Origin of the sequence: Candidatus Pantoea edessiphila (assembly GCF_002933335.1) — a bacterium.
GTDB lineage: Bacteria > Pseudomonadota > Gammaproteobacteria > Enterobacterales > Enterobacteriaceae > Pantoea_C.
The window spans coordinates 18776-45108 of record NZ_PDKS01000005.1; the positions used below are offsets into that span (position 1 = coordinate 18776).

Below are 26333 nucleotides of genomic sequence, written 5' to 3' on the forward strand. Positions count from 1 at the left end.
GTTCACCAATACTTCAATTATACATTGACCAATTACTATTAATAATAATATTAAATTAAAAATATTTCAAGTTTTATACAAAAAGATATATTCAACAACCTTGTTTTGATTTAATTATATTTTATAAACAGTTAAAACAGGAATAACACTTAAAATAATATTTTTATTTGGATGAAAAATCATTCCTAATAAAATCTTTTTGAGATTTATGCAATTGATACATGTTCCAATAATGTCCTTTATTTAAAATTAATTTATTATGATTACCTTTTTCAAGAACTTTTCCTTTATATAATACTACAATATTGTCGGCTTTTATTATAGTAGAAAGTCTATGAGCTATTACTACTAACGTGGTATTATGACGTAATTCGTCTAATGTTTGCTGTATTGCTTGTTCTGTACCAATATCAATATTTGCAGTCGCTTCATCTAAAATAATAATTTTAGGTAATTCTACTAAAACGCGTGCTAAAGACAACAGTTGCTTCTGCCCTGCTGATAAATTACTACCTTGCTCCTCTAATTTTGTATAAATACCATTAGGCATAGAGTTAACTAAATCTATTAATTTAACTTTTTCCAATACATCCCAAATTACTTGTTCTTTTATATTCCTTCCTAAACTTATATTTTCCAGTAAAGAATCAGCTAAAATTACTGGTTCTTGTTGAACCATTGCTATCCCTTTTCTTAGTACCCGACGTGTTAATTGCTTTATTGGTCTATTGTCAAGGTAAATTTCACCATGATTACTAGAGTAGTAACCCATTAACAGATTTGCAATTGTACTTTTTCCACTACCAGTATATCCTACAATAGCCATAAAACTACATGATGGAATACTTAAATTAATATCAACTAAAATATTATGATCTTTGTTATAAGAAAAATGTAATTTTTCTAATATAATGCTTCCTGAACTTAGCGGTTTATTATCGTATCCATATTTTTGTTTGATAGAATCCATCAATTCAAAAACTCGCTCTCCAGAAACTACTGCTTGTTGTATTACAGATTGTTGAGCAGCAAATTGTACTAGAGGTTCATTTAGTCTACTGAGGTAGGTTATAAAGGCATACAATATACCTATTTTTAAAATGTTATTTATGTATAAGTTGAAAAATATTAATAATCCACATAATATTACCGAAGATAATAAATTTAATAATGGTCTAAGCAACCAGCCATCTAAACGTAGAGTCTGCATACGAGCTAGATAATGCAATCTACTAATTTCATTAATACGTTTTCTGAAACGTTCCTGCTGTCTAAATTGTTGTATTACTGTCATACCAATAATTGCTTCATTAAAACTATTGTTTATATCAGCAAGATAATTTTTTATCTTTCTGGTGATCGGAGTACTATAGTATTGATAAATTATTATTACTAATAATACCATAGGAAATAATAGCATTGCTAATAATGCCATTCGCCAATCTAATATCAACATAGCAACTATCATAGTAACAATTAAAATTGTACTTCTTAAAACCGTAGCAATTACCGTTACATACAAGTTTTTAATGACTTCTGTATCATCAGTGATTCGTGAAATTATTTGACCAATTGGTTTTTCATCAAAAATATTCATTGGTTGAGACAATGCCACTTTCATTAAATCTATTCGCAATTTTTTGATAACATTAATAGAAACAATATTAAACAAAAAAACCTGCCAATAATGTAAAACAGCTGCTAGTAACTGCAAAGTTATAACAACACCTATTAAGCATTTAAATAGCGTTCCTGGTATTTGATGTTGTGATACTAAGTGATCTATAAAATAAGTGATTAATAGTGGACCACTCACTTCAATAATTACAGTAATCCATAACATGCCTATAGCAATTAATAAATATCTTTTCCAAGATTGAGCATAATATAATAACCTTTTTAAAACTGGCCACCAATGTTGTTGTGATTTATTCATAAAGCAGTCCTTTAATATTAATTAGTATATAGCGCTGCTTCCAACTGTTGATAGCGATACATATCTTTGTACCAACCAGGTTTTTTAATAAGTTTACTATGTTTGCCGCAGTTTAGCACTTTGCCTTCATGTAAAACCAAAATTTCATCTGCGTCAATTAGAGATGATAAATGATTTGTAATCATAATTAATGTATGACTTTTAATCCAATGTTTTAAATTGATTAAGATTTGATTTTCAGTAGAACTATCAATAGCAGATAATGAATCATCTAAAATTAAAATTTCAGAATTAATTAATAATGCTCTTGCTAGAATAATACGTTGCCTTTGTCCACCTGATAGCATTGTACCTCTTTCCCCTACTTCCGTATCATAACCTTTAGTTAAAAGTAATATATCATTATGTACACAAGCTATTTTTGAAACAAATTCTATTTCTTCTTGATCAGCATCAGGTTTTCCTAAAGTAATATTATTAGCTATAGTATCAGAAAAAAGGAAAGGATTTTGATTCACTACAGCTAATCTATTCCGCCAGGTATCTAAACTTAAATTTCTTAGCGATATACCATGATAAAATATTTCACCTTCTTGAATTTCGAAGTGTCGCTGAATTAAACTAATTAAAGTACTTTTACCACTGCCGGTTGGACCACATATACCCAATATCTTACCTGGTTCTAACTTGAAATGTAAATTTGTTAAAATCAAATCAGAATTATTAGGATAAAAAAATTTATTAATTGAAACTTCTAAAATTCCTGGACAGTTAGGCAAAATAGTATCATTTTGAATATCTTCTACAGCAGATTTTTCGGATAATACTATATTAATACGATTCCAGGATGCATTGCCACGTTCTATAATATTAAATGTCCAAGCTAATGCCAACATTGGCCAAATCATTAAACTAAGATACATTATAAATCGTGTTAATTGTCCTAAAGTTATTTGATTATGCCATACTAACCAACTTCCAAAACCTACAGCTAATATATTTGATATACCTATTGCAACATAAATTGTAGGATCAAAACAGGCGTCTATTTTAGTTACATTAAGATTTTTTTTACTATTATCATTTGCAATTTTAACAAATTTATTTAACTGCGTTTGTTCGATGCCAAATGATTTAATCATACGAATACTAGTGATACTTTCTTGTATATAATTATTAAGAATAGAAAATGAAGCTTGAGCTATTTTAACATTTTGATGTAATTTTTCACCATAATAATGTATAAAACAAGCCATAAATGGCATAGGCATTAGTGCAATTAGGGTTAATTGCCAGTTTATTTGAACAATCATAGTTACGAGAACTATTAAACTCATAACTATAGAATCAACTAATGTTAATACTCCTTCACCAGCAGCAAATACTACACAATCAACATCATGTGTAACTCTAGCGACAAGATCTCCAGTTCGATATCTTAAATAAAATGCTTTTTGATGTAAACTTAATTGTCGGTAAAAATCATCTCTTAGCTTAATTGCTAATTTATATGAAGCGCCAAATAATAAAACACGCCAAACATAACGTAATATGTAAATTATAATTGCAGTTGTTAACATCACACCAATCCAAATACATATGTCGTTATTAGTCATGTTTTTATGATTAACACCATCTATCAAAATACCTACTACATATGGTGGTAATAATTGCATAATAGCAACAATAATTAATAAAATAATAGCACCTAAGTACCGTTTCCACTCACGTATAAAATACCAACTTAGTTTATTAAATAATCGCACAGAATTATTCTCAGTTTTTATATTATCAGAATAGGATACCAAATTAATTAATATATTTTACATATGTTAATTACATAAAATTCATTAATGGAACTATCGTAAGATATTGTAATCAATTTTTAGTAAAATATTTTATTAAAGATTTTAAGGCAGGTAGTTTATAAAATCATAACATTGCAGAAAGGAATTTTTAACAAATAATTCCTGAATTCATTCAGATCTTATTATAAACATATGTGATTTATTTAATTTGTAATAAATTATGTAGATAATATTTTATTACAAATTACCATCAAGAAACGTTTTACTGTTTAATATTCAATATAGCTTATTAATTATCATCTAAATTAAGTGTTCATACAAATAAAATTATAAATATTTAAGCGCTTAATTAATTTATTGATAGTAATTGTGATGTGTCATAAACAGTAACACATTATAAAAACAATATAAATCCCTATTTTCCAAATACATCTATTCCTGGCAGTAATATTCTTTTTTAGTTGAATATTAAATATATGTTTATAAAATTAAATTGGATGTAAAATACATTTTATCATAAATTATCTGTCATAATATCATACTTGATTATTAATGTGATTATATTTAATAACTGCTTTTTTAGATAAATTATTTAGTAGCATTTTTAGTATAAGCTGGGAATTGCTTTTATTAATTAATACAACCAATTCATTTAATTTATCTTCAGGCATGTGATTTGGAATTATTTTATTTAACATAATCAATACTATATTACCATTAATATCTTCAGTTATTCCCCAAGAAGACTCACCTTTATTAGGTTCTGGTAAGCTAAATGCTGTTCTATTTATAGGATCACGAATATCGCCTCGACTAATTATTTTATTATTTCCTAAAGTTATACCTGCAGCAGCCAGCGCTTTTTGTTTATTTGGTGAGTTTAACAGTTTACTAGCTTGAAACTTAGCTTGCTGGTGTGCTTTATCTTTTTTAAGCATATTTACAATTTGTAATTTAACTTGCTCAATTGTTTTTACAGTTTCTTTTTTATGATCATCAATATGTATTACTATTGCATTATAGTCATCTATCTTAATTACATCAGAATTCATACCTATATTTAGAGCCTTGCTGTATAAAGCTTCTCTGAATCCACTAGAATTAATTTCTTTAGGTATATTATTTAAATTAAACCAATTGGTTTTTACTTTTTTAACTCCAGTGACTAGCTCAACATCTTTCAGTGAATTATTATTAAGAGCTAATGAACTAACTTTTTGATTAAACTTACTAAAAAAATCAATAATGTTCTTTTTATTGATTTGATCAACAATAGTGTCATGAACCTCTGATAATGATTTAATTCTACCAGGTATAACATCCTCTAGATATACAATTAAAAACATCCTACCTGTATTAATTATCTTTGATATTTCTCCTTTTTTCTTAAGCCCTGAATCTTTTATTTCATCTGGTATATTTGTCATATCTATCCATCCTATATCTCCTCCTTTACGAGCAGAAATTGGATCAGTAGACATAGTTTTAGCTAAACTAGAAAAAGGTATTCCTTTATTAAATTTATCTAAAACTTTTTTAGCATCTGCACTAGTATTAGTTTGAATAATTCTGTAATGATTACGAGACTGGATATAATATTCATTTTTATGATCATCATACCACTGACTAATATCTGATTTGCTAACAGATTTTTTTAATTTATTAGCACTAAGTTTATTAGCACTAAGTTTGATATAGCTAATGCGAAATTTTTCTGGTATTAAAAATGTATTTTTATATCTTTGATAATACTGATCGATTTCATCATTAGTTGTATGCTGTTTTTTAGCTAGTGCATTTACGTTTATAGTTGCTTGACGAATAGATCTTTTTTGGGCAATTAAATCAGACAATCTATAAATCTCATTAGGTAATATAAAATCGCTATTTACTATAGTACCCACTAGTTGTTGAATTAAAAGTTCTCTACGTAATAACTCTACATATTGATTAGTAGTTAATCCTATTTTTTTTATAACATTTCTATACTGATTATTATCAAAAACACCTTTAACTTGAAAATATTTTTGATTTAAAATAACTTGTTTAAGTTGATCATCGCCAACATGAAATTTTAAATTATTCACATAATTATGTAATAATAATTTGTCAATTAAATAAACTAAAGCTTGTTGACGTACTTGATTTATATAAAATTCATTATTTAAAAGATTTTGAGAGTCATCACCTAAATATTTTTGTTGATCATTAATTGCATCTTGAACAGCTTGATCTAATTCTGTATTGGTAATTTTTTGACCGTTAACTTTAGCAATATAATCATTTCTTCTGTTACTTATTACATATGTACCGATACTGGTTATAATAAACAGTAAAATTGAAATACTTAAAATAACTTTAATTAGTAATGAATTATATAAATTATGAAAACTACTTGTCATAGTATAATAGAACTCTATAAAATATGTTTAAAAATAATTTCAACTTAATGTAAACATGTTATCTTGATTTTAAAATAAAAATATTATACGTTTAATCATAATATTTCTTTAATTAACAGAATTTTTTAATGTTTTACCTGCTCGGAAACCTGGAATCTTACCAGCAGGAATATTAATTTCCTGTCCGGTTTGAGGATTTCTCCCTACTCGAGCTGCTCGATTACGTACAGAAAAAGTACCAAACCCTATTATAACAACATCATCTCCTTGTTTTAATGCAGATGAAATAGAACCAGTAAATGCATTTAGGACACGTCCTACTACCGCTTTAGGTAAAGAAGAATCTAAAGCAATTTTATTAATTAATTGTGATTTATTCACTTTTAATATTTCCTTTATGTTTTTAAAATAATATTAAAATAGTTTGTATAAATAATATTAAAATAGTTTGTATAATGATAACTTAATTTCTTATATACAATTAATATTATAATAAATAAAATACAAATAATATTTTTATATCTAATACCACATATCTATATACTATAATGGTTCATTCTCAAAAGCTAAATTTAACACCTCTTCAATTCGTTTTACTGGATAAATATTTAAATCAGAGATTATATTTTTCGGTATATCATGTAAATCACGTTTATTATCATCAGGTATAAGTACTGTCTTAATATAACCTCGGTGTGCAGCTAACAGCTTCTCTTTTAAGCCACCAATTGGCAACACTTGGCCCCGTAAAGTAATTTCACCTGTCATTGCTAAATTAGAACGAACTGGATTACAAGTTAAACAAGATACCAAAGCTGTACACATAGCTATACCAGCACTAGGACCATCTTTTGGTGTTGCACCTTCTGGAACATGAACATGAATATCACTTTTTTCATAAAAATCTTCGTTTATACCTAACTTTTTAGCACGAGCTCTTACAACAGTTAATGCTGCTTGAATAGACTCCTGCATAACTTCACCTAAAGAACCAGTATAAATTAGCTTTCCTTTACCAGGAACACATGCAGTTTCGATTGTAAGTAAATCTCCTCCTACTTCAGTCCAAGCTAATCCTGTGACTTGACCAATTCTATTTTTATTGTCTACTCGACCGTAATCAAATTTACGTACTCCTAGAAAATCACGTAAATTTTCTTTGCTAATTAAGATGCTTTTTTTTGTTTTATCAATCAATAATAATTTTACAGTTTTGCGACATAACTTAGAAATTTCACGTTCTAAATTACGAACTCCTGATTCTCGAGTATAATATCGAATGATTACTAAAAAAGTATTGTCTTCAATAGTAATCTCTCCCGACTTAAGTGCATTACAGTTAATTTGTTTTGGTAAAAGATATTGTTTTGCTATATTTAATTTTTCATCTTCAGTATAACCTGCAAGACGAATTACTTCCATACGATCTAGTAGAGGAGCAGGAATATTCATTGAGTTAGAAGTAGCTATAAACATTACATCTGATAGATCGTAATCTACCTCTAGATAATGATCATTGAAAGAAATATTTTGTTCAGGATCAAGCACCTCTAATAAAGCAGAGGAAGGGTCTCCACGCATGTCAGATGACATTTTATCAATTTCATCTAATAAAAAAAGTGGATTTTTCACCTTGATTTTAGACATTTTTTGTATTATTTTGCCTGGCATCGAACCAATATATGTGCGTCTATGTCCTCTAATTTCCGCTTCATCTCGAACGCCTCCTAATGCCATTCTAATATATTTCCTACCTGTTGCTCTAGCAATAGATTGCCCTAGAGATGTTTTACCTACTCCAGGTGGTCCTACTAAACATAAAATTGGTCCTTTAATTTTATTTATTCTGCTTTGTACTGCAAGATATTCTAATATCCTTTCTTTTACGTGATCCAAACCATAGTGATCCAAATCTAATATTTTTTGAGCTTCACATAAATCTTTCTTTATTTTGCTGCGTTTATACCAAGGAACTTGAATCATCCAATCAATATAGCCACGTACTACTGTTGCTTCTGCAGACATTGGTGACATCATTTTTAGTTTTTGCAATTCAGACTTGACTTTATCATGTGCTTCGGAAGTCATCTTTGCATTTTCAATCTTTCTTTTTAAAATTTCATATTCATCTGGTGAATCATCCATTTCACCTAATTCTTTTTGAATTGCTTTCAATTGTTCATTTAAATAGTATTCTCGCTGACTTTTTTCCATCTGTTTTTTAACTCTATTTCGAATCCTTTTTTCTACTTGCATCAGATCTATTTCAGACTCCATCATAGCCATAAGATATTCTAAACGTTCATTAACATCTGACATTTCAAGTACTGATTGTTTATCTCCTAATTTTAAAGGAATATGTGCAGCTACAGTATCGGCTAATCGTGCTGCATCTTCAATGTTACTAAGAGAAGTTAAAACTTCAGGTGGAATCTTTTTATTTAGTTTTACATAACATTCAAATTGATTAATTGCCGTACGAACTAACACTTCTTGTTCTCTATCTTCAATTTTAGGTGAAATTAAATATTCAGCTTTTGCAACAAAATGATCACCGTTATCAGCTAATGTTTTAATATGAGCACGTTGTAAACCTTCAACTAGAACTTTAACAGTTCCATCTGGTAATTTCAACATTTGTAATACTGATGATATAGTTCCTACGGAAAAGAGATCATTAATTCCGGGTTCATCTGTTGATGCTTCTTTTTGTGCAACTAACATGATAGTTTTGTCTTGATCCATTGCAGCTTCCAAGCATCTAATTGACTTTTCCCTTCCAACGAACAACGGAATTACCATATGTGGGTACACTACCACATCCCGCAAAGGTAATACGGGTATTTCAATACATTTAGAACGCTCAGGATTCATGAAACTCTCTCTTAATTCTAAATTTGCTAGATAGGTATTATCTGTATAAAAGTTTATTTAAAATCGAATAGATGATAATCATATGGGGATGATTGTATAACATTCAATATTACAATTATTAAGAAAAAGGGATTATTGATTTCCCTTTTTCAATTTATGAAATCAAATCAATGCTGTATTTTGTTCTTTACAAGATTCTTTAGAATCAGAATTAACATAAATAAAAGTAGGTTCTGATTTGCCTTCTATTACTAATTGATCAATTAATACTTTTCCTACTCCTTTCATTGAAGGTAGGTTATACATGGTATCTAATAATATACCTTCAATGATCGAACGTAACCCACGAGCACCTGTTTTATGTATTATAGCTTTCTTAGCTATGGCATTTAATGCATTATCTAGAAATTTAAGTTCAACTCCTTCTAATTCAAACAAAGCCTGATATTGTTTAGTAAGAGCATTTTTAGGTTTGTGTAAAATTTTAATTAATGTTTCTTCATTTAGTTCATTTAAAATTGTAACAACAGGTAAACGACCAATAAATTCAGGAATCAAACCAAATTTAATTAAATCTTCTGATTGACATTGAGAAAGTAATTTATTTTCAGTAAGATTTTTAGATTGATCATTTATGTTCGCAATAAAACCAATTTCCGAACCTATTTTAATACGTTGAGCAATTAATTTATCTAATCCTGCAAAAGCACCTCCGCAAATAAAAAGAATTTTTGAAGTGTCGACTTGTAAAAACTCCTGTTGCGGATGTTTACGTCCACCTTGAGGAGCTACTGAAGCTAAGGTACCTTCAATTAATTTTAGAAGAGCCTGTTGAACCCCTTCACCAGAAACATCTCTTGTGATAGATGGATTATCAGATTTGCGAGAAATTTTATCAATTTCATCAATATATATAATGCCATGTTGTGCTTTTTTTGCATCGTAGTTACATTTTTGCAATAATTTATGTATTATATTTTCTACATCTTCACCCACATAACCTGCTTCTGTTAATGTAGTTGCATCTGCTATAGTGAAAGGTACATTAAGTAATTTAGCTAAAGTTTCAGCTAATAACGTTTTTCCACTTCCTGTAGGACCAATAAGCAAGATATTGCTTTTTCCTAATTCTATCTTATTAGTGAGATTATTACTATATAAACGTTTATAATGATTATAGACAGCTACAGCTAATACTTTTTTTGCTAATTCTTGACCTATTACATAATCATCAAGATAACTACGAATGTCATGTGGTGTGGGAATTTTATGTGATTCCTGTTCTGAATAAATCTCTTTTTTATTCTCTTCGTAAATGATATCTCTACACATAAACACACATTCATCACATATATATACCGAAGGTCCAGCGATCAATTTGCGTGTTTCATGTTGATTTTTATCGCAAAAAGAACAACAAAGCAATTTATCTGAATTATCCTTATCATGTTTGTCTGTCATCATTCAACCCCTTCTTTATGTTTTAATATATGATAGAAACTAGGTGAATGTATTCAATTATTTGTCTATTTGTCACATTAATTGCATCTTATTTTTATTATGTTAGTTAAATCGTTTTAGTAAATACTGTGTTTTGTTATAATACAGTATTTATTAACGAGACGTTAGAATTGAATCTACAATTCCATATTCTAATGCCTCTTTTGCTGATAAAAAATAATCACGTTCAGTATCATTTTCTATTTGTTTTAAAGATTTACCAGTATGTTTTGCTAGTAATTCATTCATACATTTTTTTACTTTTAGTATTTCCCTTGCATGAATTTCAATATCAGTTGCCTGTCCTTGATATCCTCCTAGAGGTTGATGTATCATCACTCGTGAATGGGGTAAGCAAAAACGCTTCCCTTCAGTACCTGCAGCTAATAAAAAAGCACTCATTGAGCAAGCTTGACCAATACAAATGGTGCTCACATCTGGCGTAACAAATTTCATAGTGTCATAAATGGACATTCCTGATGTAATGATTCCTCCTGGTGAATTAATGTATATATTTATATCTTTTTTCGGATTTTCTGCTTCTAAAAATAACATCTGTGCAACAATTGAGTTAGACATATAATCTTCAACTTGTCCAGTTAAAAAGATAACTCTTTCTTTTAACAGACGAGAATATATATCATAGGAACGTTCACCATGAGCAGTACGTTCAACTACCATTGGTATCAAAGTATTGTAAGGTGTGAAAATTTTATAATTATCACTACTATATGACACTATAAGATCTCCTAAATATGTTAATTTATATTCATTTGATACCTATTATGAATAATATTAATTTCATTTTTCCAATTTAATAATATACATAATCGTTAAAAATTATCTTATATTTGTATTATTTACTATCATATTGAAATTAATTTTCTTTTCTGTTACCTCAGCATTGCTAAGTACTATGTCAATAGCTTTCCTTTCTATTATTAAATTCTTAATATTTCTTATTATATTATCATTTTTTTTGTAAAAGTTGATAACTTCTTTTCGGTTTTTATAACCAACTGCTATTTCTTCTATTATTTCATTAATACTATGTTCATCAGCTTGCAAGTCATATTGAGTGATTATATTATTTAAAAGTAACTTAATGGCAGCTTCTCTTGTTGCTTTATCTATTAATAAATTTTTAGGCATATTTTGATACTGTTTTGATACTTCTTTATTCTTTAGACAAGATTCTTGCGAATATTTTTTATTCATCATTTCAATTTCATAATCAATTAATGACATTGGTACATGAATTACACTTATTACTTCTTTAACTATTTGATATTTCAATTCTTGATACACTGCTGTTTTTAGATCTAGCTCCATATTTTTACGTACTTGATTTCGCAAACTAGATATTGATCCATCTTTTATACCTAAAGATTCAATTAATTCTTTATTTAATTCAGGAAGTGAAGGTTTTTCAACTTTTTTAAGTGTTACATTAAAATGTACCTTTTTTCCTCTAAGACTTTTTAAGTGATAGTTATCAGGAAAATGTGAATCAATATCAAAATGATCTCCTGGTTTATAACCTATAACATTGTCTTCAAAACTAGATGCCATATATCCTTTGCCTAACGGTAGAATAAAATTAAACACCGTTCCATTTTTGACCTCTTTTCCATTAATGTAACTAATAAAATCTATAGTGACGCGATCTTCCTTTTCTGCTTTAACATTTTTTTCTATCCATTTTATATATTGTTTCCTAATACTTTCTACAGTTACATCAATATCAGATTCTGTAATGGTAACTAATGGTTTTTCGATTTTAATGCTTTTTAATTTTTTTAACTCAATTAATGGATAAGATTTAAATTCAACTATATATTCAAAATCTTTATTTTCAGTGTATTTTCCTGGTATATATTTTGGTAAACCAACTAAATTTAGTTTTTGTTTCATTATTAAATCAATAAAATTATTTGTCATTAAATTACTTAAAATATTTAGAACAATAGAATTTTTGTATCTATGAGAGACTATCTGCATTGGTACTTTTCCCTTTCTAAAACCATTTATTCTAATTGTCTTTGATATGTCATCTAGTTCTTTTTTTATAGCGGCATTAATTTTTTCAGAGCTTATAGTAATAGTGATTTTACGATTTAAGTCCTGATTAGTTTCTGCTAATTGCATATCATAGCTCCAACTCATCATTAACACATTTATGAAATTTATATAATAAAAAATTAATTTACGTACTTAAACAACATTTTAATAAAAATTAGTAAAAATATTTCAAATTATTTTCAGGCAAAATTAGTTGAAATATTATAGCTAAATCATTAAAGTAAGTCGAATTAATAAAATAACCTTTCAAGGTGGGAAAACGGCCCTTAGGCCGTTGAAATGAAAGCAACCTAAGCAAGTTGTTGGGTTTTTTTACTATTACAACAAGGAGAATTAGGTACAGCATATTGTAATACTGACCACTCTTTCAAAGTATATGTATGTAATGCTAAAGCGTGTATTTTTGATAATTCAATAGTAAGCTCGCTATAAATAGCACGATGACGGATAAGAAAACGTTCCCCTTTGAAAAAATCACTAACAATAATTACCTTAAAATGACTTTCTGATCCAGCAGGAACATTATGCTTATAACTTTCATCGTTTACTTCTAGATGAAAGGGATTAAAAGCTAAGCGAAGTTTTTCTTCTATTTGCTCGCGAATCATTATTTTGCTCCTTCAATAGAAAACTTCATATCGCATATATTTAAATATTAATATCTTTACAAACTCTTTTCCTAATATAGGATTCAGTTATGAAAATACATTTTTATTAATTTATTAATAAGTTATAAACAATTAATATCATAAATACTTTAATAATATTTATTTTAATTTAAATGGCTAATATTATTAAATATTTCTATATTAAATAGCAATAAAGGCACAATAACAATATGCTCGAAGAATAATTCAATGTTTTCGGTCAATAAATTAAATGCTTAAATATTAAACAATTAAATAAAGATCGAAAATTTTTATTTAATTTATTTTGTAATATATATAAATATTAGCTTTAATGAAGCATTCAACAAGGAAATATAACACGAAACCGTAAAAGATCGTTATTTATATTTATAATATTTTAAAACAATTTAAATAATTATTAGTTATATGTATTACAGAATAGAATGTTATTTGTATTAATCCATTATGGAATTAAATCAAATATTCGATTATTCGATATTGCTTGTGTTTGTTCAAAATCATTAATTTATAATTTTATTTTATATATTGTGTTTGTTCAAAATCATTAATTTATAATTTTGTTTCATATATCATGTAAATGATAAAAATCATATCTAAATATTATTAATATTTTATAGTTATGCAAATTAAATTTTATTTATCTTAATAAAAATGTATATTGATAATATTTTATTAATTTTGAAAATTATTTCATATATTTAAAGTACTATGTAATTTAATTAAATTTATAATCCATTAGCCCTGTTAATTATTAATTAACTTTATTGTTTAGCAGCTAATACTAAATTATTTATCATAAATGATTATGTAATTAATACTGTAATAATCAATATAAATACATTAATATTAAAATAAATACATTAATATTAAACTGTTTTCTAATATTTTCTTTTTTATTAAAGTTTTTCCATACTAATATTGGAGATTTGTTTAACATAGGAAGTTAAAAACCTTTGTTAATGAGGTAATCAAATGATATCTAAAAACTACAGCAGTAAAATAATAAAGAATTTTTTTTTATTTACCTCGTGCGCCACATTATTAAGTGGATGTGAAAGTGCATTATTAAACCCAAAAGGACAAATTGCATTACAACAGCGCTCATTGATATTAACTGCTTTTTGCTTAATGTTAATTGTTGTTATTCCTGCTATTTTTATGACAATATTATTTGCATGGAAATATCGAGAGACCAATATAAATGCAAAATATAGTCCTAACTGGTCACATTCTAATAAGATAGAAGCTGTAGTTTGGACTATTCCAATAATAATTGTTCTTTTTCTTAGTATATTAAGCTGGAAATCAACTCATGAACTAGAACCGAGTAGACCAATTAGATCTAATGTTAGACCGATAGAAATTGATGTTGTATCTTTAGATTGGAAATGGCTGTTTATTTACCCAAAACAAGGATTTGCTACTATTAATCAAATAGCATTTCCAGTAAACACTCCAATTTTATTTAAAGTTACTTCTAATTCTGTTATGAACTCTTTTTTTATACCACAGCTTGGTAGTCAAATTTATGCTATGGCAGGTATGCAAACTAAACTTAATTTAATTGCTAATCAACCAGGAGTTTATGATGGAATTTCTTCTAATTTCAGTGGTTTAGGTTTTTCTAATATGAAATTTAAAACTATTGTTACTAGAAATAACATGGAATTTGAAAAATGGATAATTAATATTAAAAACTCCAAAAATGTAATAAATAACATGAAGGATTTTGAAAATATTGCAATACCCAGCAAAGATGATCCAGTAAAGTACTTTTCTAAAGTAGATCCTAATCTATTCTTAAAGGTGATTGAAAAATTTAAAATGAATCATAAAATACATCATAAAAATAGATAAAATATTGTATTTTAAATTAAGTGTTATTTAACACAAAAGATGTAAACTAAATTTTTTATGTGAGCAATGATTGGAGGAATAAAGATACCAATATGTTAGGAAGATTAACATTAAATTCAATACCTTATCACGAACCAATTATTATGGTTACAGTTTCTTGTATAATATTGATTGGTTTGTTGATAGTTTCGGCTATCACTTATTTTAAAAAATGGTCATATTTATGGTCAGAGTGGTTAACATCTTTAGATCACAAAAAAATAGGTATTATGTATATTATTGTCGCTTTTATAATGTTATTGCGTGGCTTTGCTGATGCTATAATGATGCGTATGCAACAAGTTTTATCTTCAGCCGGAAAATTAGGTTTTTTACCAGAACACCATTACAACCAAGTATTTACTGCTCATGGTGTCATTATGATATTTTTTGTAGCGATGCCTTTAGTTGTTGGTTTGATGAATATTATTGTTCCATTACAAATTGGAGCACGAGATGTTGCCTTTCCATTTTTAAACAGTTTAAGTTTTTGGTTTACAATTATAGGTGTAGTACTAGTTAATTTATCACTAGGTATAGGTGAGTTTGCACAAACAGGTTGGTTGGCTTACCCACCCTTAGCTGGAATTGATTCAAGCCCAGGAGTAGGAGTTGATTATTGGATATGGAGCTTGCAGTTAGCAGGTATTGGTAGTACTTTAACTGGAATTAATTTTTTTGTTACTATTTTAAAAATGCGTGCACCAGGTATGAATTTATTTAAAATGCCAGTATTTACCTGGACATCTTTGTGCACAAATGTTTTGATCATAATATCATTTCCTGTACTTACCGCTACAATATTTCTATTGACACTTGATCGTTATTTAGGATTCCATTTTTTCACAAATGATATGGGCGGTAATATGATGATGTATATTAATCTAATTTGGATTTGGGGACATCCAGAAGTATATATATTAGTATTACCAGTATTTGGGATATTTGCAGAAATCACCGCAACTTTTTCTAGAAAACGTTTATTTGGTTACAATTCTTTAGTATGGGCTACAATCGCTATTACTGTTTTATCATTTATTGTTTGGTTACATCATTTTTTTACTATGGGAGGAGGAGCTAACGTTAATGCTTTTTTTGGCATTATGACTATGATTATAGCAGTTCCAACTGGTGTGAAAATCTTTAATTGGATATTTACTATGTATCAAGGACGTATAAGGATGCATTCTGCCATGTTGTGGACTATCGGTTTTTTAATTACATTTTCTATAGGTGGTATGAGCGGTGTTTTGTTAGCTATGCCTGGTGCTGATTTTGTGTTGCATAATAGTTTATTTTTAATCGCACATTTTCATAATGTAATTATTGGCGGTGTAGTATTTGGTTGTATGGCTGGAATAAGTTATTGGTTTCCAAAAATATTTGGTTTTACCCTAAATGAAACTTGGGGAAAACTTTCTTTTGCTTTTTGGATAACTGGTTTTTTTGTCGCATTTATGCCATTGTATGCATTAGGTTTTATGGGTATGACTCGTCGTATTAGTCAGAACATCGATCCTCAATTTCATTTTTTGTTAGTTATAGCAACATGCGGAGTGGGTTTAATAGCAGCAGGTATATTATGTCAATTGATTATGTTTTATGTTTCTATACGTGATCGTGAAAATAATCGAGATTTAACTGGTGATCCATGGAATGGCAGAACATTAGAGTGGTCTATTTCTTCTCCTCCACCATTTTACAATTTTGCGTTTATTCCTAAAGTAGAAGATTTAGATGCATTTTGGGATATGAAACAAAAAGGCAAAGCTTATACAATACCAGAAAAATACGAAAGAATTCATATGCCCAAAAATAGTTCTGCAGCAATAGTAATTTGTGCTTTTGGGACAGCGCTAGGGTTTGCATTAGTGTGGTATATTTGGTGGCTAGCTATAATATCTTTTTTTAGTATGATTATTACTTTGATCGTAAAAAGTTTTGATTATAATACAAATTATTATGTTTCAGTAGACAAAATTAAAGAAATTGAAAAACAGCATCTTAACAGGATTAGAGAAACAGGTTTTAAAAATGTCAAGTGAATCTCTTAAACATTATAATCATATGGAATCCAACAAAATATTTGGGTTTTGGATCTATCTTATGAGTGACTGTATAATATTTGCAATTCTGTTTGCAACTTATGTGGTCATGATCAATAATACTGCAGATGGACCAACAGGAAAGGATATATTTGAATTACCATTCGTTTTAATAGAAACTTCTTTATTACTACTTAGTTCTGTTACGTGTGGTATGAGTGTAGTATCAATAAACAAAAAAACATCAAATATTATTTTCTGGTTAACTATTACTTTTTTATTAGGCTTAGTATTTATAGGTATGGAATTTTATGAATTTTATAACTTAATTAAACAAGGATATGGTCCAAATAAAAGTGGGTTCTTGTCGAGTTTTTTTACAGTAGTAGGTACTCATGGAATTCATGTTGTTTGTGGTTTGATATGGATATTAGTTCTCGTTTTTCAGATATTAGTATACGGTAAAAACATAAATAATATAACACGTATTATGTGTTTTAGTCTTTTTTGGCATTTTTTAGATATAATTTGGATTTTAGTATTTACTATTGTTTATTTAATGGGGGTTATATAATGAATAATGTCTTTAATGAAAATACAGATTATATATCGCCTGTAAATGCAAAATCATATATTTTTGGTTTCATTTTATCTGTTGTTTTAACTAATATTCCTTTTTGGATGGTAATATCGCATAGTACATCTCATTATGTTATGCTTGGTATAATTGTGAGTTGTGCAATTATTCAAATTTTAGTTCATTTATTTTGTTTTCTTCATTTAGATAGTAAATCTGAAAATGGGTGGAATATGATATCATTAGTTTTTTCTGCATTGATTATTTTAATTATAGTAACAGGTTCTATTTGGATTATGTCTAACCTAAATTATAATATGATGCCTAATTAATAATGTTTTAAATAGAAAATGCATTATTTAAATATTATTTAAAATTAGTTATTAATGTTTAAAAAACATGTGCAATTAGTAAAACCGAAAATCATTTTTGGCAATTTAGTTTCTGTTGCAGGAGGTTTTTTACTTGCTGCGAAAGGTAATGTTAATTATATATTACTAATGTTTACTCTCATTGGTGTATCTTTGGTAATTGCTTCAAGTTGCATTTTGAATAATATTATAGATCGTGATATAGACAAAAAAATGGAAAGGACAAAAAACAGAATACTAGCTTCAGGTTTTATGTCATTAAGATCGAGTATTTTTTATGCTGTTATATCTGGAATTATAGGTCTCTTTTTATTATATTTCTATGTTAATCACATATCAACTATATTAGCAGTATTAGGATCTGGTATTTATGTAGTTATATATAGTTTTTATATGAAACGAAGATCTATTTATAGTACATTAATTGGTAGTATTGCTGGAGCAACTCCTCCTGTAATTGGTTACTGCGCGGTAACTAGTAAATTTAATATTTGCGCGTTGATTTTAGCGTTAATTTTTAGCTTATGGCAAATTCCTCATTCTTATTCCATTGCTATATTATTTTTAAAGGATTATAAATCAGCTAATATTCCAGTATTACCTGTAATAAAAGGTATACAAACGACAAAAAATCATATTATATTTTATATTTTATTGTTTATTATATCCATTATAATGTTAACAATCGGTGGATATGCTGGTTATATGTATTTAATTGTTTCATTAATAGTAAGTTTGATATGGTTTATTATAGCTTTATCAGGATATAAAACAGATAATAATACTTCTTGGGCACGTCAATTATTTATGTATTCTATTTTTACTATTACGATAGTAAGTATTATGATTTCTATAGATTAATTATTAAAAAATATAAAACAATAATATTTTAAATTGTTGTTAATAATTTTTAGGAATATGGTGAATGCAATGAAAGATAAAAAACTAAATACTACAGAATTACGTACTAGTGTAGGATTAGGAATTGTTTTTTCATTGCGAATGTTAGGAATGTTTATGGTATTACCTGTGCTTACTACTTATGGTATGTTATTGCAACATGCAAATAAAACTCTTATTGGTATAGCAATAGGTATTTATGGATTTACGCAGGCAATATTTCAAATTCCATTTGGCTTAATTTCTGATCGTGTTGGACGTAAGCCAATGATTATATTTGGTTTATCTTTGCTTATGGTTGGTAGTTTAATTTCAGCTAATAGTAATTCTATATGGAGTGTGATTATTGGTCGTGCTTTGCAAGGTTCCGGTGCAATTTCTGCTGTAATTATGGCTTTATTATCTGACTTAACTCGTGAACAAAACTTAAGCAAAGTAACTGCTTGTATTGGCATTAATTTTGGAATTACATTTGCTATTGCAATAATAATTAGTCCCATAGTTACTAATGCTTTTGGTTTGCATTCTTTATTTTGGATTATTGCTTTTCTTTCAATAATTTGTTTTTTTATAGTTATATATTTTGTTCCAATAGAAACCAACCATAAATTTATTATTAACAGGGAAATTGGTGTAGTACAAAATAGTTTTTTTAAAGTATTACGTAATTATAAATTAATTAAATTAAACATTAGTATTTTTTGTTTACATACATTACTGATGTGTATTCTTATTGTATTACCACATCAATTTGAATTACTTGGTATACCGATATCAAATCATTGGAAGATTTATTTAATAACTATGTTAATTGCATTTGCTTCTGTAATACCTATTATTATTTTTACTGAAATTAATCGATTTACAAAACAGGTATTTTTAATTGGCATTATGACTATTTTGATAGCAGAGATTTTATTGCACAGTTTTCTTAATTACTTTTGGACAATAATAATTGGTTTACAGCTTTTTCTTATTGCTTTTAGTTTACTAGAAGCTATTATACCTTCTTGGGTTAGCAAAGAATCACCTTTAGGATATAAAGGTACTGCTATGGGTTTTTATTCAACTAGCCAATTTTTAGGTGTAGCTTTTGGTAGTAGTATAGGTGGATGGATATTTGGTCATTTTGATGCTCAAGCTGTATTTTTATATTGTATATTAGTTTCTGTTGTATGGTTAATAATATGCTTAAACATGTCAGAACCACTATATATTATTAGTATGCGTATTAAATTAAATGATAAAATATTGGCTATTTCTAATTTGGAACAAAAAATAAAACAACAAAAAGGAGTTTTTGAAACCCTAATCATACCTGAAGAAAAAAGTTTATATATTAAGATAGATAATAAATTAACTGATAGAAGTAAGATAGAAAAATTTCTTAATTGTTTATAATTATAAATTAATATAATGTTTATCTATATGTTTTTACGTTATGAAATCCTTGTTCAATCAAATATAACACCTGTAAACGACTCATTAAACCACTATCACAGTAAAGTAACCAAGTTTTACTTTGATCTAGTTTTTTAAAATTTGAATTAAGATTATAAAACGGCATTGATACAACTCTAATATTATTATTTAACTTTAATGGTTTTTTTTTTGCTCATCAATAGATCGAATGTCAATAATACCCTCTCTATCATTAGAATATATTGTATTTTTTGCTTGCATGTTAGATACCCCTTGCTTTTAAATAAAAAGTTTAAAAATTACATGAATGATAATAATTTTATTTGTAAATAATTTTAACAAATTTTAATAAAAAAACAAAAGATTTCTATTAAAATGAACTTAAATTTCTAATAAAAATAACAAAATTTATCTAAAATAATTTTTTAATTTAAAATGCAAAAATTTTTGCATTTAATTAATATTTTTTTCACAATATACAGTATATATTAAAATTAATTTTAATATAATGAATATTATTCATAGAATTTTTATATTTCCTTCATTATATTTAAATATTATAACTTGAATTAATTATTAGTATTAAATGAGTTTTTCATGAATTTTGATAATATAAAATATCCGATACTATCATTAACAAAAACAGTTCAAGAATTACGTACTTTACCAATGGGAATTCTTGTAGAGTTATGTGATGAATTACGTCAATACCTATTAAGTAGTGTCAGCCATTCTAGCGGGCACCTTGCTTCTGGTCTAGGAGTTATCGAATTAACAGTTGCATCACATTATGTATATAATACACCGTTTGACTATTTAATATGGGATGTAGGTCATCAAGCTTATCCCCATAAAATCTTAACTGGCAGACGTGATTTTATTAATACTATTAGACAAAGGAATGGATTACATTCTTTTCCTTGGCGAGAAGAAAGTGAATACGATGTTTTAAGTGTAGGACATTCCTCTACATCTATTAGTGCTGGAATAGGTATAGCAATAACTGAAAAATATGAAAATAACGGACGGCATATTGTATGTATTATTGGTGATGGTGCAATTACAGCTGGAATGGCTTTTGAAGCAATGAATCATGCTGGTGATATTAAACCAAATATACTTGTGATTTTAAATGATAACAAAATGTCTATTTCTAAGAATGTAGGTGCTCTTAATAGCAGATTAGCACAAATTCTTTCCGGCAAAACTTATTCTAGACTTCGAGAAAGCAGTAAAAAAATACTTAATGGATTACCACCTATTAAAGAAATATTTAGGCGTACTGAAGAATATTTAAAGAGCATGACTACACCAGGAGTACTTTTTGAAGAATTGGGATTTAATTACATAGGGCCTATTGATGGACATGATGTATTAAATTTAATTAGTACTTTAAAAAATATGCGCAAATTAAAAGGTCCTCAATTTCTACATGTAATTACAAAAAAAGGAAAAGGATATGCTCCTGCTGAAAGGGATCCAATTACATGGCATGCTGTTCCTAAATTTGATCCTACAAGTGGTACTTTACCCCAACATTTAGGATCTTTACCGAGCTATTCAAAAATTTTTGGTAATTGGCTATGTGAAATTGCATCTACAGATCCGAAACTTATAGCAATTACACCTGCTATGAGTGAAGGTTCTGGCATGGTAAACTTTTCGCAACAATATCCAAAACAATATTTTGATGTAGCAATTGCTGAACAACATGCAGTAACATTTGCTGCAGGAATAGCCATTGGTGGTTATAAGCCTGTTGTAGCTATTTATTCTACTTTTTTACAAAGAGCTTACGATCAAGTAATTCATGATGTAGCGATTCAAAAATTACCAGTACTGTTTGCGATTGATAGGGGAGGAATTGTGGGTGCTGATGGACCGACGCATCAAGGTGTATTTGACCTTGCTTTTTTACGGTGCATTCCAAACATAGTTATAATGACCCCTAGTAATGAAAATGAGTGTCGGCACATGCTTTATACAGGTTATACATATGGAAAAGGACCAACAGCTGTAAGGTATCCGCGAGGATGTGGAATTGGGATCCCGTTAACACCATTAACAGAAATTACTGTAGGTAAAGGTGTGATTAAAAGACAAGGAAAAAAATTGGCGATTCTTAATTTTGGAACACTATTAATAGAAGCTATTCATGTTGCAGAAATATTAGATACAACTTTAGTAGATATGCGATTTGTGAAACCACTGGATGAAGAACTAATTTACACACTGGCAATTAGTCATGAAGATTTAGTTACTTTAGAAGAAGGGAGTATTAAAGGTGGTGCCGGTAGTGGGGTCAATGAATTTATAATGAAAAAAAGATTAAAAATTCCAGTGTTAAATATCGGATTACCAGATGAATTTATTCCTCAAGGTAGTCAAGATGAAATTCGCCAAGACTACAAATTAGATGCTTATGGTATACAAAAGCAAATTGATGAATGGTTAAAAAATAGTTGTTAATTATATAAACATAATATACATTTTTATTCTTTCATATAAAGTGATCAAAACCTTTATAATGAAATTTTAAAGGTTGACCATTTTTAAATAATACTAATCCTTTTGATTTATGTACTATTCTACCAATACAGGTGTAAGGTACTTTAAAATTACTGAAAGCTATATTTAATTGATCACAATTGGATTCAGGAATAGTAAAGCAGAGTTCATAATCTTCCCCTCCAGCTAAAGCCCAGTATAATATTTGCTCAAATTTAAAATTTTTTACCAAATTGGTTGATAATGGAATATTATCTATATTAATATAAGCACCGCAATTGCTTTTATTCAAAATATGTTTAATATCTGATATTAATCCATCTGAAATATCTATTGCAGCAGATGCAATACAACGTAATGCTTTTCCTTGTATAAGGCGAGGTACTGGACGTAAGTGTTTTTTAACTAATGACCTATATACTTTATTATCTTTTATTTTTATGCAATTTTGTAGTAATTTTAAACCAGCTGCGCTATCACCTAAAGTACCAGTAACGTATATCAAGTCATCTAATTTTGCTCCTGAACGTTTTATAGCAAAACCATTTGGCAAAAAACCAAAAACATTACAAGTTAAACTTAGTGGTCCACGTGTAGTATCACCGCCAATTAATTGCATATTATAATAATCTAAAAATTTGAAAAGATTTTTGCTGAAATTAAATAGCCACTGATTATTTATTTTAGGCAAAGTTATTGATAATGTTAGACATGTTGGATTAGCTCCCATAGCAGCTAAATCGCTGATGCTAACAGATAATGTTTTATAAGCTAAATCAGAAGGGTGAACATTTTGCAAAAAATGTACATTAGCAATAAATGTATCAGTACTAAATGCTAAAATTTGATTATCTGGTGGTTTGATTAATGCACAATCATCACCAATACCTAACTCGATGTAATCACAGTGATATTTTTTTTTATAATTGAAGTATTTTTTGATTAATTCAAATTCACCAAAACTCATTTCAATAAATCTCTGTTTAATAAATATATAAAAAAATTAATAATTTAAATTATTTAATATTTGATCTAAATTGTAAAGTAGCTTTATCTAATACTCCATTGATAAATTTATGACTGTCTTGAGCTCCAAATGTTTTTGCTAATTCAATCCCTTCATTAATTGCAACTTTATAGGGCATATCACTGCATTTGCTAATTTCAAAAAGAGCAATTCGCAGAATAGATTTTTCAATATTTCCTACACTTTCTAACTGACGAGATAAATATGGTTTCATTAGTTGATCTAAATAAAAATTATTATTTATTACTCCAAATAATAATTTATGAAAATAATTAACGTCAACATCAGCAATATTTTGTTCTGTTAACACATATAATTCTACTTCAGATATATCATTTTTAGATACTTCCCATGAGTAAAGTGCCTGGACAGCACATTCACGAGCACGACGACGATAAACAATATTCATAAAGTATAATCCTTTTAATTTCAGATAATTAATTTGATAGCTTTTAATACATTAATCATTTCAAGTACGGTAATTGCTGCTTCAGATCCTTTATTGCCTAATTTAGTACCAGAACGTTCAATAGCTTGTTCGATATTTTCAGTAGTTAACAACCCAAAAGCAATTGGTATATTGTTATTTATTGATATTCTAGCAATACCTGCACTTGCTTCATTGGCTATATATTCACAATGGGAAGTATGTCCTCGAATAACAGTACCCAAAGCAATTATTGCATCATATTTATTAGTTTTGATTAATGTTTCTGTAGCTAAAGGTAATTCAAAAGCTCCTGGTACCCAGATAACAGTGATATTATCATGATTTACTTGACCTATGCGCTTTAAAGATGAGATTGCACCATCTAATAGATTAAGATTAATAAATTTATTAAAACGAGATATAACAACACCTATCTTAGCTTCAGGAGCCGAAACAGCAGCTTCAATTATTTTCATGTTTATCCTTGTTATTTAATAACATATATTATACACGTATTATCTGTCTGTTATTAGTAAATTTTTCCTTGATTTTACTGGTATTAATATCAAACGTATATCATTACCAATTTTTTTTACGTCAGAGTACAAGAATGTAGGAACATCCTTTAAATTACTCAAACCTGATAATGTACAAAAACTAATACTATCACCCCCCAATATTTTTGGAGCAATATAAATAATTAATTCATCAATAAGACCAGATTGTATTAATGTACCTGCAAATGTCCCACCGGCTTCAACTAATGCGTTATTAATTTGATGTTTACCTAACAGTGAAAGTATTTGAGATAAATTATCTTTTTGCTTGAAATCAGGTAATACTATTTGGATTACATTAGAAGGCCAAACATTATCATCTTGTTTCTTTCTTATTAACCAAGTTTCACCAGGTTGATTAATCAATTTGTATTTAGGTGTAATCCTGTTATTCCTATCTATAATTACTCTTAAAGGTTGGCGTAATTGTTTTTTATTTGAAAAAAAATTAGTTTTTTGTTTGATTTGAGACCAACGAACTGTAAGGCATGGGTCATCAGCTAAAACAGTAGAACTAGTACTAATGATAGCTGAACTTTGTGCTCTATAAAGTTGAGCATCATTACGTGCATCTTGTGAAGTAATCCATTTGCTTTCCCCATTATTCATTGCAATACGACCATCTAGAGATGTGCCTAATTTTAATTGTAACCATGGGTGTCCAGTATGCATTCTTTTAAAGAAACCACGATTAATTTCTTTGCTCTCTTTCATCATTAAACCATGGTTGACTGTAATACCAGCTTGTTGAAGTAGACTTAAACCTTTTCCTGATACTTTTGGATTGGGATCTTTTACTGCACATACTATCCTATTAACTCCGGCTTTAATTAATGAATAACAGCAAGGTGCTGTTAAACCATAATGACAGCAAGGTTCTAAAGTTACATAAACAGTAGAATCTTGAGCTTTACTACCAGCTTTTTTTAATGCATGTATTTCAGCATGATCTTTTCCAGTTTGTTGATGCCATCCTTCACCCACGATATTACCATTATTTACTATTACACAACCTACATTTGGATTAGGTGCGGTGCTAAACATCCCCCGTTTTGCTAACTTTAAAGCACGAGACATAAATACTTTATCTGGCAAATAAATGAACTCCTATAACTTATTAATTGAATAATTAAAGACATCTTTAATTATTCAATATAAAAAATAATATAATTAATGTTATTTAATTTTAAAATTAAAATTTATTATAACTAAAACAATAATAAAATTTGTTGATGTTTTATATTTTATTATTTAAGTTAATTTAACTTTAAGTGTATATAACAGAATTGCTCAATTTATAAACATTACTAATTAGAAAATATAAAGTGTTTGATTTGATTAATGAATA

At 27.9% G+C, this 26333-nt stretch carries 20 protein-coding genes and 1 pseudogene; 7 read left to right on the plus strand and 14 right to left on the minus strand.

The annotated features are described in order from the left end of the window. Nucleotides 1–163: 163 nt before the first annotated feature. The 9 genes from CRV11_RS03215 to bolA form a co-directional block, all read right to left on the minus strand. Nucleotides 164–1936 carry a SmdB family multidrug efflux ABC transporter permease/ATP-binding protein gene (locus CRV11_RS03215; RefSeq protein WP_136131897.1) on the minus strand — a complete coding sequence of 591 codons (1773 nt, stop codon included), beginning with the start codon at nucleotides 1934–1936 and terminating at the stop codon, nucleotides 164–166. A 17-nt stretch (nucleotides 1937–1953) separates the two neighbouring features. Continuing rightward, nucleotides 1954–3702 (minus strand): SmdA family multidrug ABC transporter permease/ATP-binding protein, encoded by a 1749-nt coding sequence (locus CRV11_RS03220; RefSeq protein ID WP_136131898.1) that lies wholly within the window; start codon nucleotides 3700–3702, stop codon nucleotides 1954–1956. A 578-nt stretch (nucleotides 3703–4280) separates the two neighbouring features. Further along, nucleotides 4281–6146 (minus strand): peptidylprolyl isomerase, encoded by a 1866-nt coding sequence (ppiD, locus tag CRV11_RS03225; protein ID WP_136131899.1) that lies wholly within the window; start codon nucleotides 6144–6146, stop codon nucleotides 4281–4283. A gap of 108 nt (nucleotides 6147–6254) precedes the next feature. Continuing rightward, nucleotides 6255–6527, minus strand: coding sequence for an HU family DNA-binding protein (locus CRV11_RS03230; protein ID WP_136131900.1), 273 nt, complete (start codon nucleotides 6525–6527; stop codon nucleotides 6255–6257). A gap of 162 nt (nucleotides 6528–6689) precedes the next feature. Continuing rightward, the gene (gene lon / locus CRV11_RS03235; RefSeq protein ID WP_136131901.1) at nucleotides 6690–9020 is read right to left on the minus strand and encodes an endopeptidase La; all 2331 of its coding nucleotides are present in this window, start codon (nucleotides 9018–9020) and stop codon (nucleotides 6690–6692) included. A 162-nt stretch (nucleotides 9021–9182) separates the two neighbouring features. After that, a complete protein-coding gene (gene clpX / locus CRV11_RS03240) occupies nucleotides 9183–10481 on the minus strand; it encodes an ATP-dependent Clp protease ATP-binding subunit ClpX (RefSeq protein WP_136131902.1) in 1299 nt (432 codons plus the stop codon). A 153-nt stretch (nucleotides 10482–10634) separates the two neighbouring features. After that, nucleotides 10635–11231 (minus strand): ATP-dependent Clp endopeptidase proteolytic subunit ClpP, encoded by a 597-nt coding sequence (clpP, locus tag CRV11_RS03245; protein WP_277870343.1) that lies wholly within the window; start codon nucleotides 11229–11231, stop codon nucleotides 10635–10637. Between the two features lie 129 nt (nucleotides 11232–11360). Further along, nucleotides 11361–12689 carry a trigger factor gene (tig, locus tag CRV11_RS03250; protein WP_136131903.1) on the minus strand — a complete coding sequence of 443 codons (1329 nt, stop codon included), beginning with the start codon at nucleotides 12687–12689 and terminating at the stop codon, nucleotides 11361–11363. A gap of 203 nt (nucleotides 12690–12892) precedes the next feature. Then, the gene (bolA, locus tag CRV11_RS03255; protein ID WP_199732492.1) at nucleotides 12893–13213 is read right to left on the minus strand and encodes a transcriptional regulator BolA; all 321 of its coding nucleotides are present in this window, start codon (nucleotides 13211–13213) and stop codon (nucleotides 12893–12895) included. A gap of 1011 nt (nucleotides 13214–14224) precedes the next feature. Between bolA and cyoA the strand changes: the two genes are divergently transcribed. The 6 genes from cyoA to CRV11_RS03285 all read left to right on the plus strand — a co-directional run bounded on the left by cyoA (nucleotide 14225) and on the right by CRV11_RS03285 (nucleotide 20442). Further along, on the plus strand, nucleotides 14225–15109 hold the full coding sequence (gene cyoA / locus CRV11_RS03260; protein WP_136131905.1) for a ubiquinol oxidase subunit II: 885 nt from the start codon (nucleotides 14225–14227) through the stop codon (nucleotides 15107–15109). 92 nt (nucleotides 15110–15201) lie between these two features. Continuing rightward, nucleotides 15202–17193 (plus strand): cytochrome o ubiquinol oxidase subunit I, encoded by a 1992-nt coding sequence (gene cyoB / locus CRV11_RS03265; RefSeq protein ID WP_136131906.1) that lies wholly within the window; start codon nucleotides 15202–15204, stop codon nucleotides 17191–17193. After that, nucleotides 17183–17767 (plus strand): cytochrome o ubiquinol oxidase subunit III, encoded by a 585-nt coding sequence (gene cyoC, locus CRV11_RS03270; protein WP_136131907.1) that lies wholly within the window; start codon nucleotides 17183–17185, stop codon nucleotides 17765–17767. Before cyoB ends, cyoC begins: the two co-directional genes overlap by 11 nt. Beyond that, entirely contained in the window at nucleotides 17767–18102 is a 336-nt protein-coding gene (gene cyoD, locus CRV11_RS03275) for a cytochrome o ubiquinol oxidase subunit IV (RefSeq protein ID WP_136131908.1), read from the plus strand. Before cyoC ends, cyoD begins: the two co-directional genes overlap by 1 nt. A gap of 54 nt (nucleotides 18103–18156) precedes the next feature. Further along, complete coding sequence (gene cyoE / locus CRV11_RS03280) at nucleotides 18157–19002, plus strand: heme o synthase (protein ID WP_136131909.1); 846 nt, start codon at nucleotides 18157–18159, stop codon at nucleotides 19000–19002. A gap of 69 nt (nucleotides 19003–19071) precedes the next feature. Continuing rightward, nucleotides 19072–20442 carry an MFS transporter gene (locus CRV11_RS03285; protein ID WP_136131910.1) on the plus strand — a complete coding sequence of 457 codons (1371 nt, stop codon included), beginning with the start codon at nucleotides 19072–19074 and terminating at the stop codon, nucleotides 20440–20442. A 19-nt stretch (nucleotides 20443–20461) separates the two neighbouring features. Here the strand turns inward: CRV11_RS03285 and thiI are convergent. Further along, nucleotides 20462–20679: pseudogene (gene thiI, locus CRV11_RS03290) on the minus strand (thiazole biosynthesis protein); the annotation flags it as partial. A 381-nt stretch (nucleotides 20680–21060) separates the two neighbouring features. Here thiI and dxs point away from each other — a divergent pair. Next, entirely contained in the window at nucleotides 21061–22932 is a 1872-nt protein-coding gene (gene dxs, locus CRV11_RS03295) for a 1-deoxy-D-xylulose-5-phosphate synthase (RefSeq protein ID WP_136131911.1), read from the plus strand. A 31-nt stretch (nucleotides 22933–22963) separates the two neighbouring features. Here the strand turns inward: dxs and thiL are convergent, their stop codons facing one another. The 4 genes from thiL to ribD are packed head-to-tail and all read right to left on the minus strand — an operon-like array spanning nucleotide 22964 to nucleotide 26080. Continuing rightward, the gene (thiL, locus tag CRV11_RS03300; protein ID WP_136131912.1) at nucleotides 22964–23938 is read right to left on the minus strand and encodes a thiamine-phosphate kinase; all 975 of its coding nucleotides are present in this window, start codon (nucleotides 23936–23938) and stop codon (nucleotides 22964–22966) included. 49 nt (nucleotides 23939–23987) lie between these two features. Next, nucleotides 23988–24407, minus strand: a complete 420-nt coding sequence (gene nusB / locus CRV11_RS03305) for a transcription antitermination factor NusB (RefSeq protein WP_136131913.1) — start codon at nucleotides 24405–24407, stop codon at nucleotides 23988–23990. Nucleotides 24408–24427: 20 nt separating this feature from the next. Then, entirely contained in the window at nucleotides 24428–24904 is a 477-nt protein-coding gene (gene ribH / locus CRV11_RS03310) for a 6,7-dimethyl-8-ribityllumazine synthase (protein WP_136131914.1), read from the minus strand. A 39-nt stretch (nucleotides 24905–24943) separates the two neighbouring features. Next, the gene (gene ribD, locus CRV11_RS03315) at nucleotides 24944–26080 is read right to left on the minus strand and encodes a bifunctional diaminohydroxyphosphoribosylaminopyrimidine deaminase/5-amino-6-(5-phosphoribosylamino)uracil reductase RibD (RefSeq protein ID WP_136131915.1); all 1137 of its coding nucleotides are present in this window, start codon (nucleotides 26078–26080) and stop codon (nucleotides 24944–24946) included. Nucleotides 26081–26333 lie beyond the last annotated feature (253 nt).

Coding starts and splice junctions, on each gene's coding strand:
- CRV11_RS03215 (WP_136131897.1), bottom strand. CDS start 1,936: ATGAATAAATCACAACAACATTGGTGGCCAGTTTTAAAAAGGTTATTA.
- ppiD (WP_136131899.1), bottom strand. CDS start 6,146: ATGACAAGTAGTTTTCATAATTTATATAATTCATTACTAATTAAAGTT.
- lon (WP_136131901.1), bottom strand. CDS start 9,020: ATGAATCCTGAGCGTTCTAAATGTATTGAAATACCCGTATTACCTTTG.
- clpX (WP_136131902.1), bottom strand. CDS start 10,481: ATGACAGACAAACATGATAAGGATAATTCAGATAAATTGCTTTGTTGT.
- tig (WP_136131903.1), bottom strand. CDS start 12,689: ATGATGAGTTGGAGCTATGATATGCAATTAGCAGAAACTAATCAGGAC.
- cyoA (WP_136131905.1), top strand. CDS start 14,225: ATGATATCTAAAAACTACAGCAGTAAAATAATAAAGAATTTTTTTTTA.
- cyoB (WP_136131906.1), top strand. CDS start 15,202: ATGTTAGGAAGATTAACATTAAATTCAATACCTTATCACGAACCAATT.
- cyoC (WP_136131907.1), top strand. CDS start 17,183: ATGTCAAGTGAATCTCTTAAACATTATAATCATATGGAATCCAACAAA.
- cyoD (WP_136131908.1), top strand. CDS start 17,767: ATGAATAATGTCTTTAATGAAAATACAGATTATATATCGCCTGTAAAT.
- cyoE (WP_136131909.1), top strand. CDS start 18,157: ATGTTTAAAAAACATGTGCAATTAGTAAAACCGAAAATCATTTTTGGC.
- CRV11_RS03285 (WP_136131910.1), top strand. CDS start 19,072: ATGAAAGATAAAAAACTAAATACTACAGAATTACGTACTAGTGTAGGA.
- dxs (WP_136131911.1), top strand. CDS start 21,061: ATGAATTTTGATAATATAAAATATCCGATACTATCATTAACAAAAACA.
- thiL (WP_136131912.1), bottom strand. CDS start 23,938: ATGAGTTTTGGTGAATTTGAATTAATCAAAAAATACTTCAATTATAAA.
- nusB (WP_136131913.1), bottom strand. CDS start 24,407: ATGAATATTGTTTATCGTCGTCGTGCTCGTGAATGTGCTGTCCAGGCA.
- ribH (WP_136131914.1), bottom strand. CDS start 24,904: ATGAAAATAATTGAAGCTGCTGTTTCGGCTCCTGAAGCTAAGATAGGT.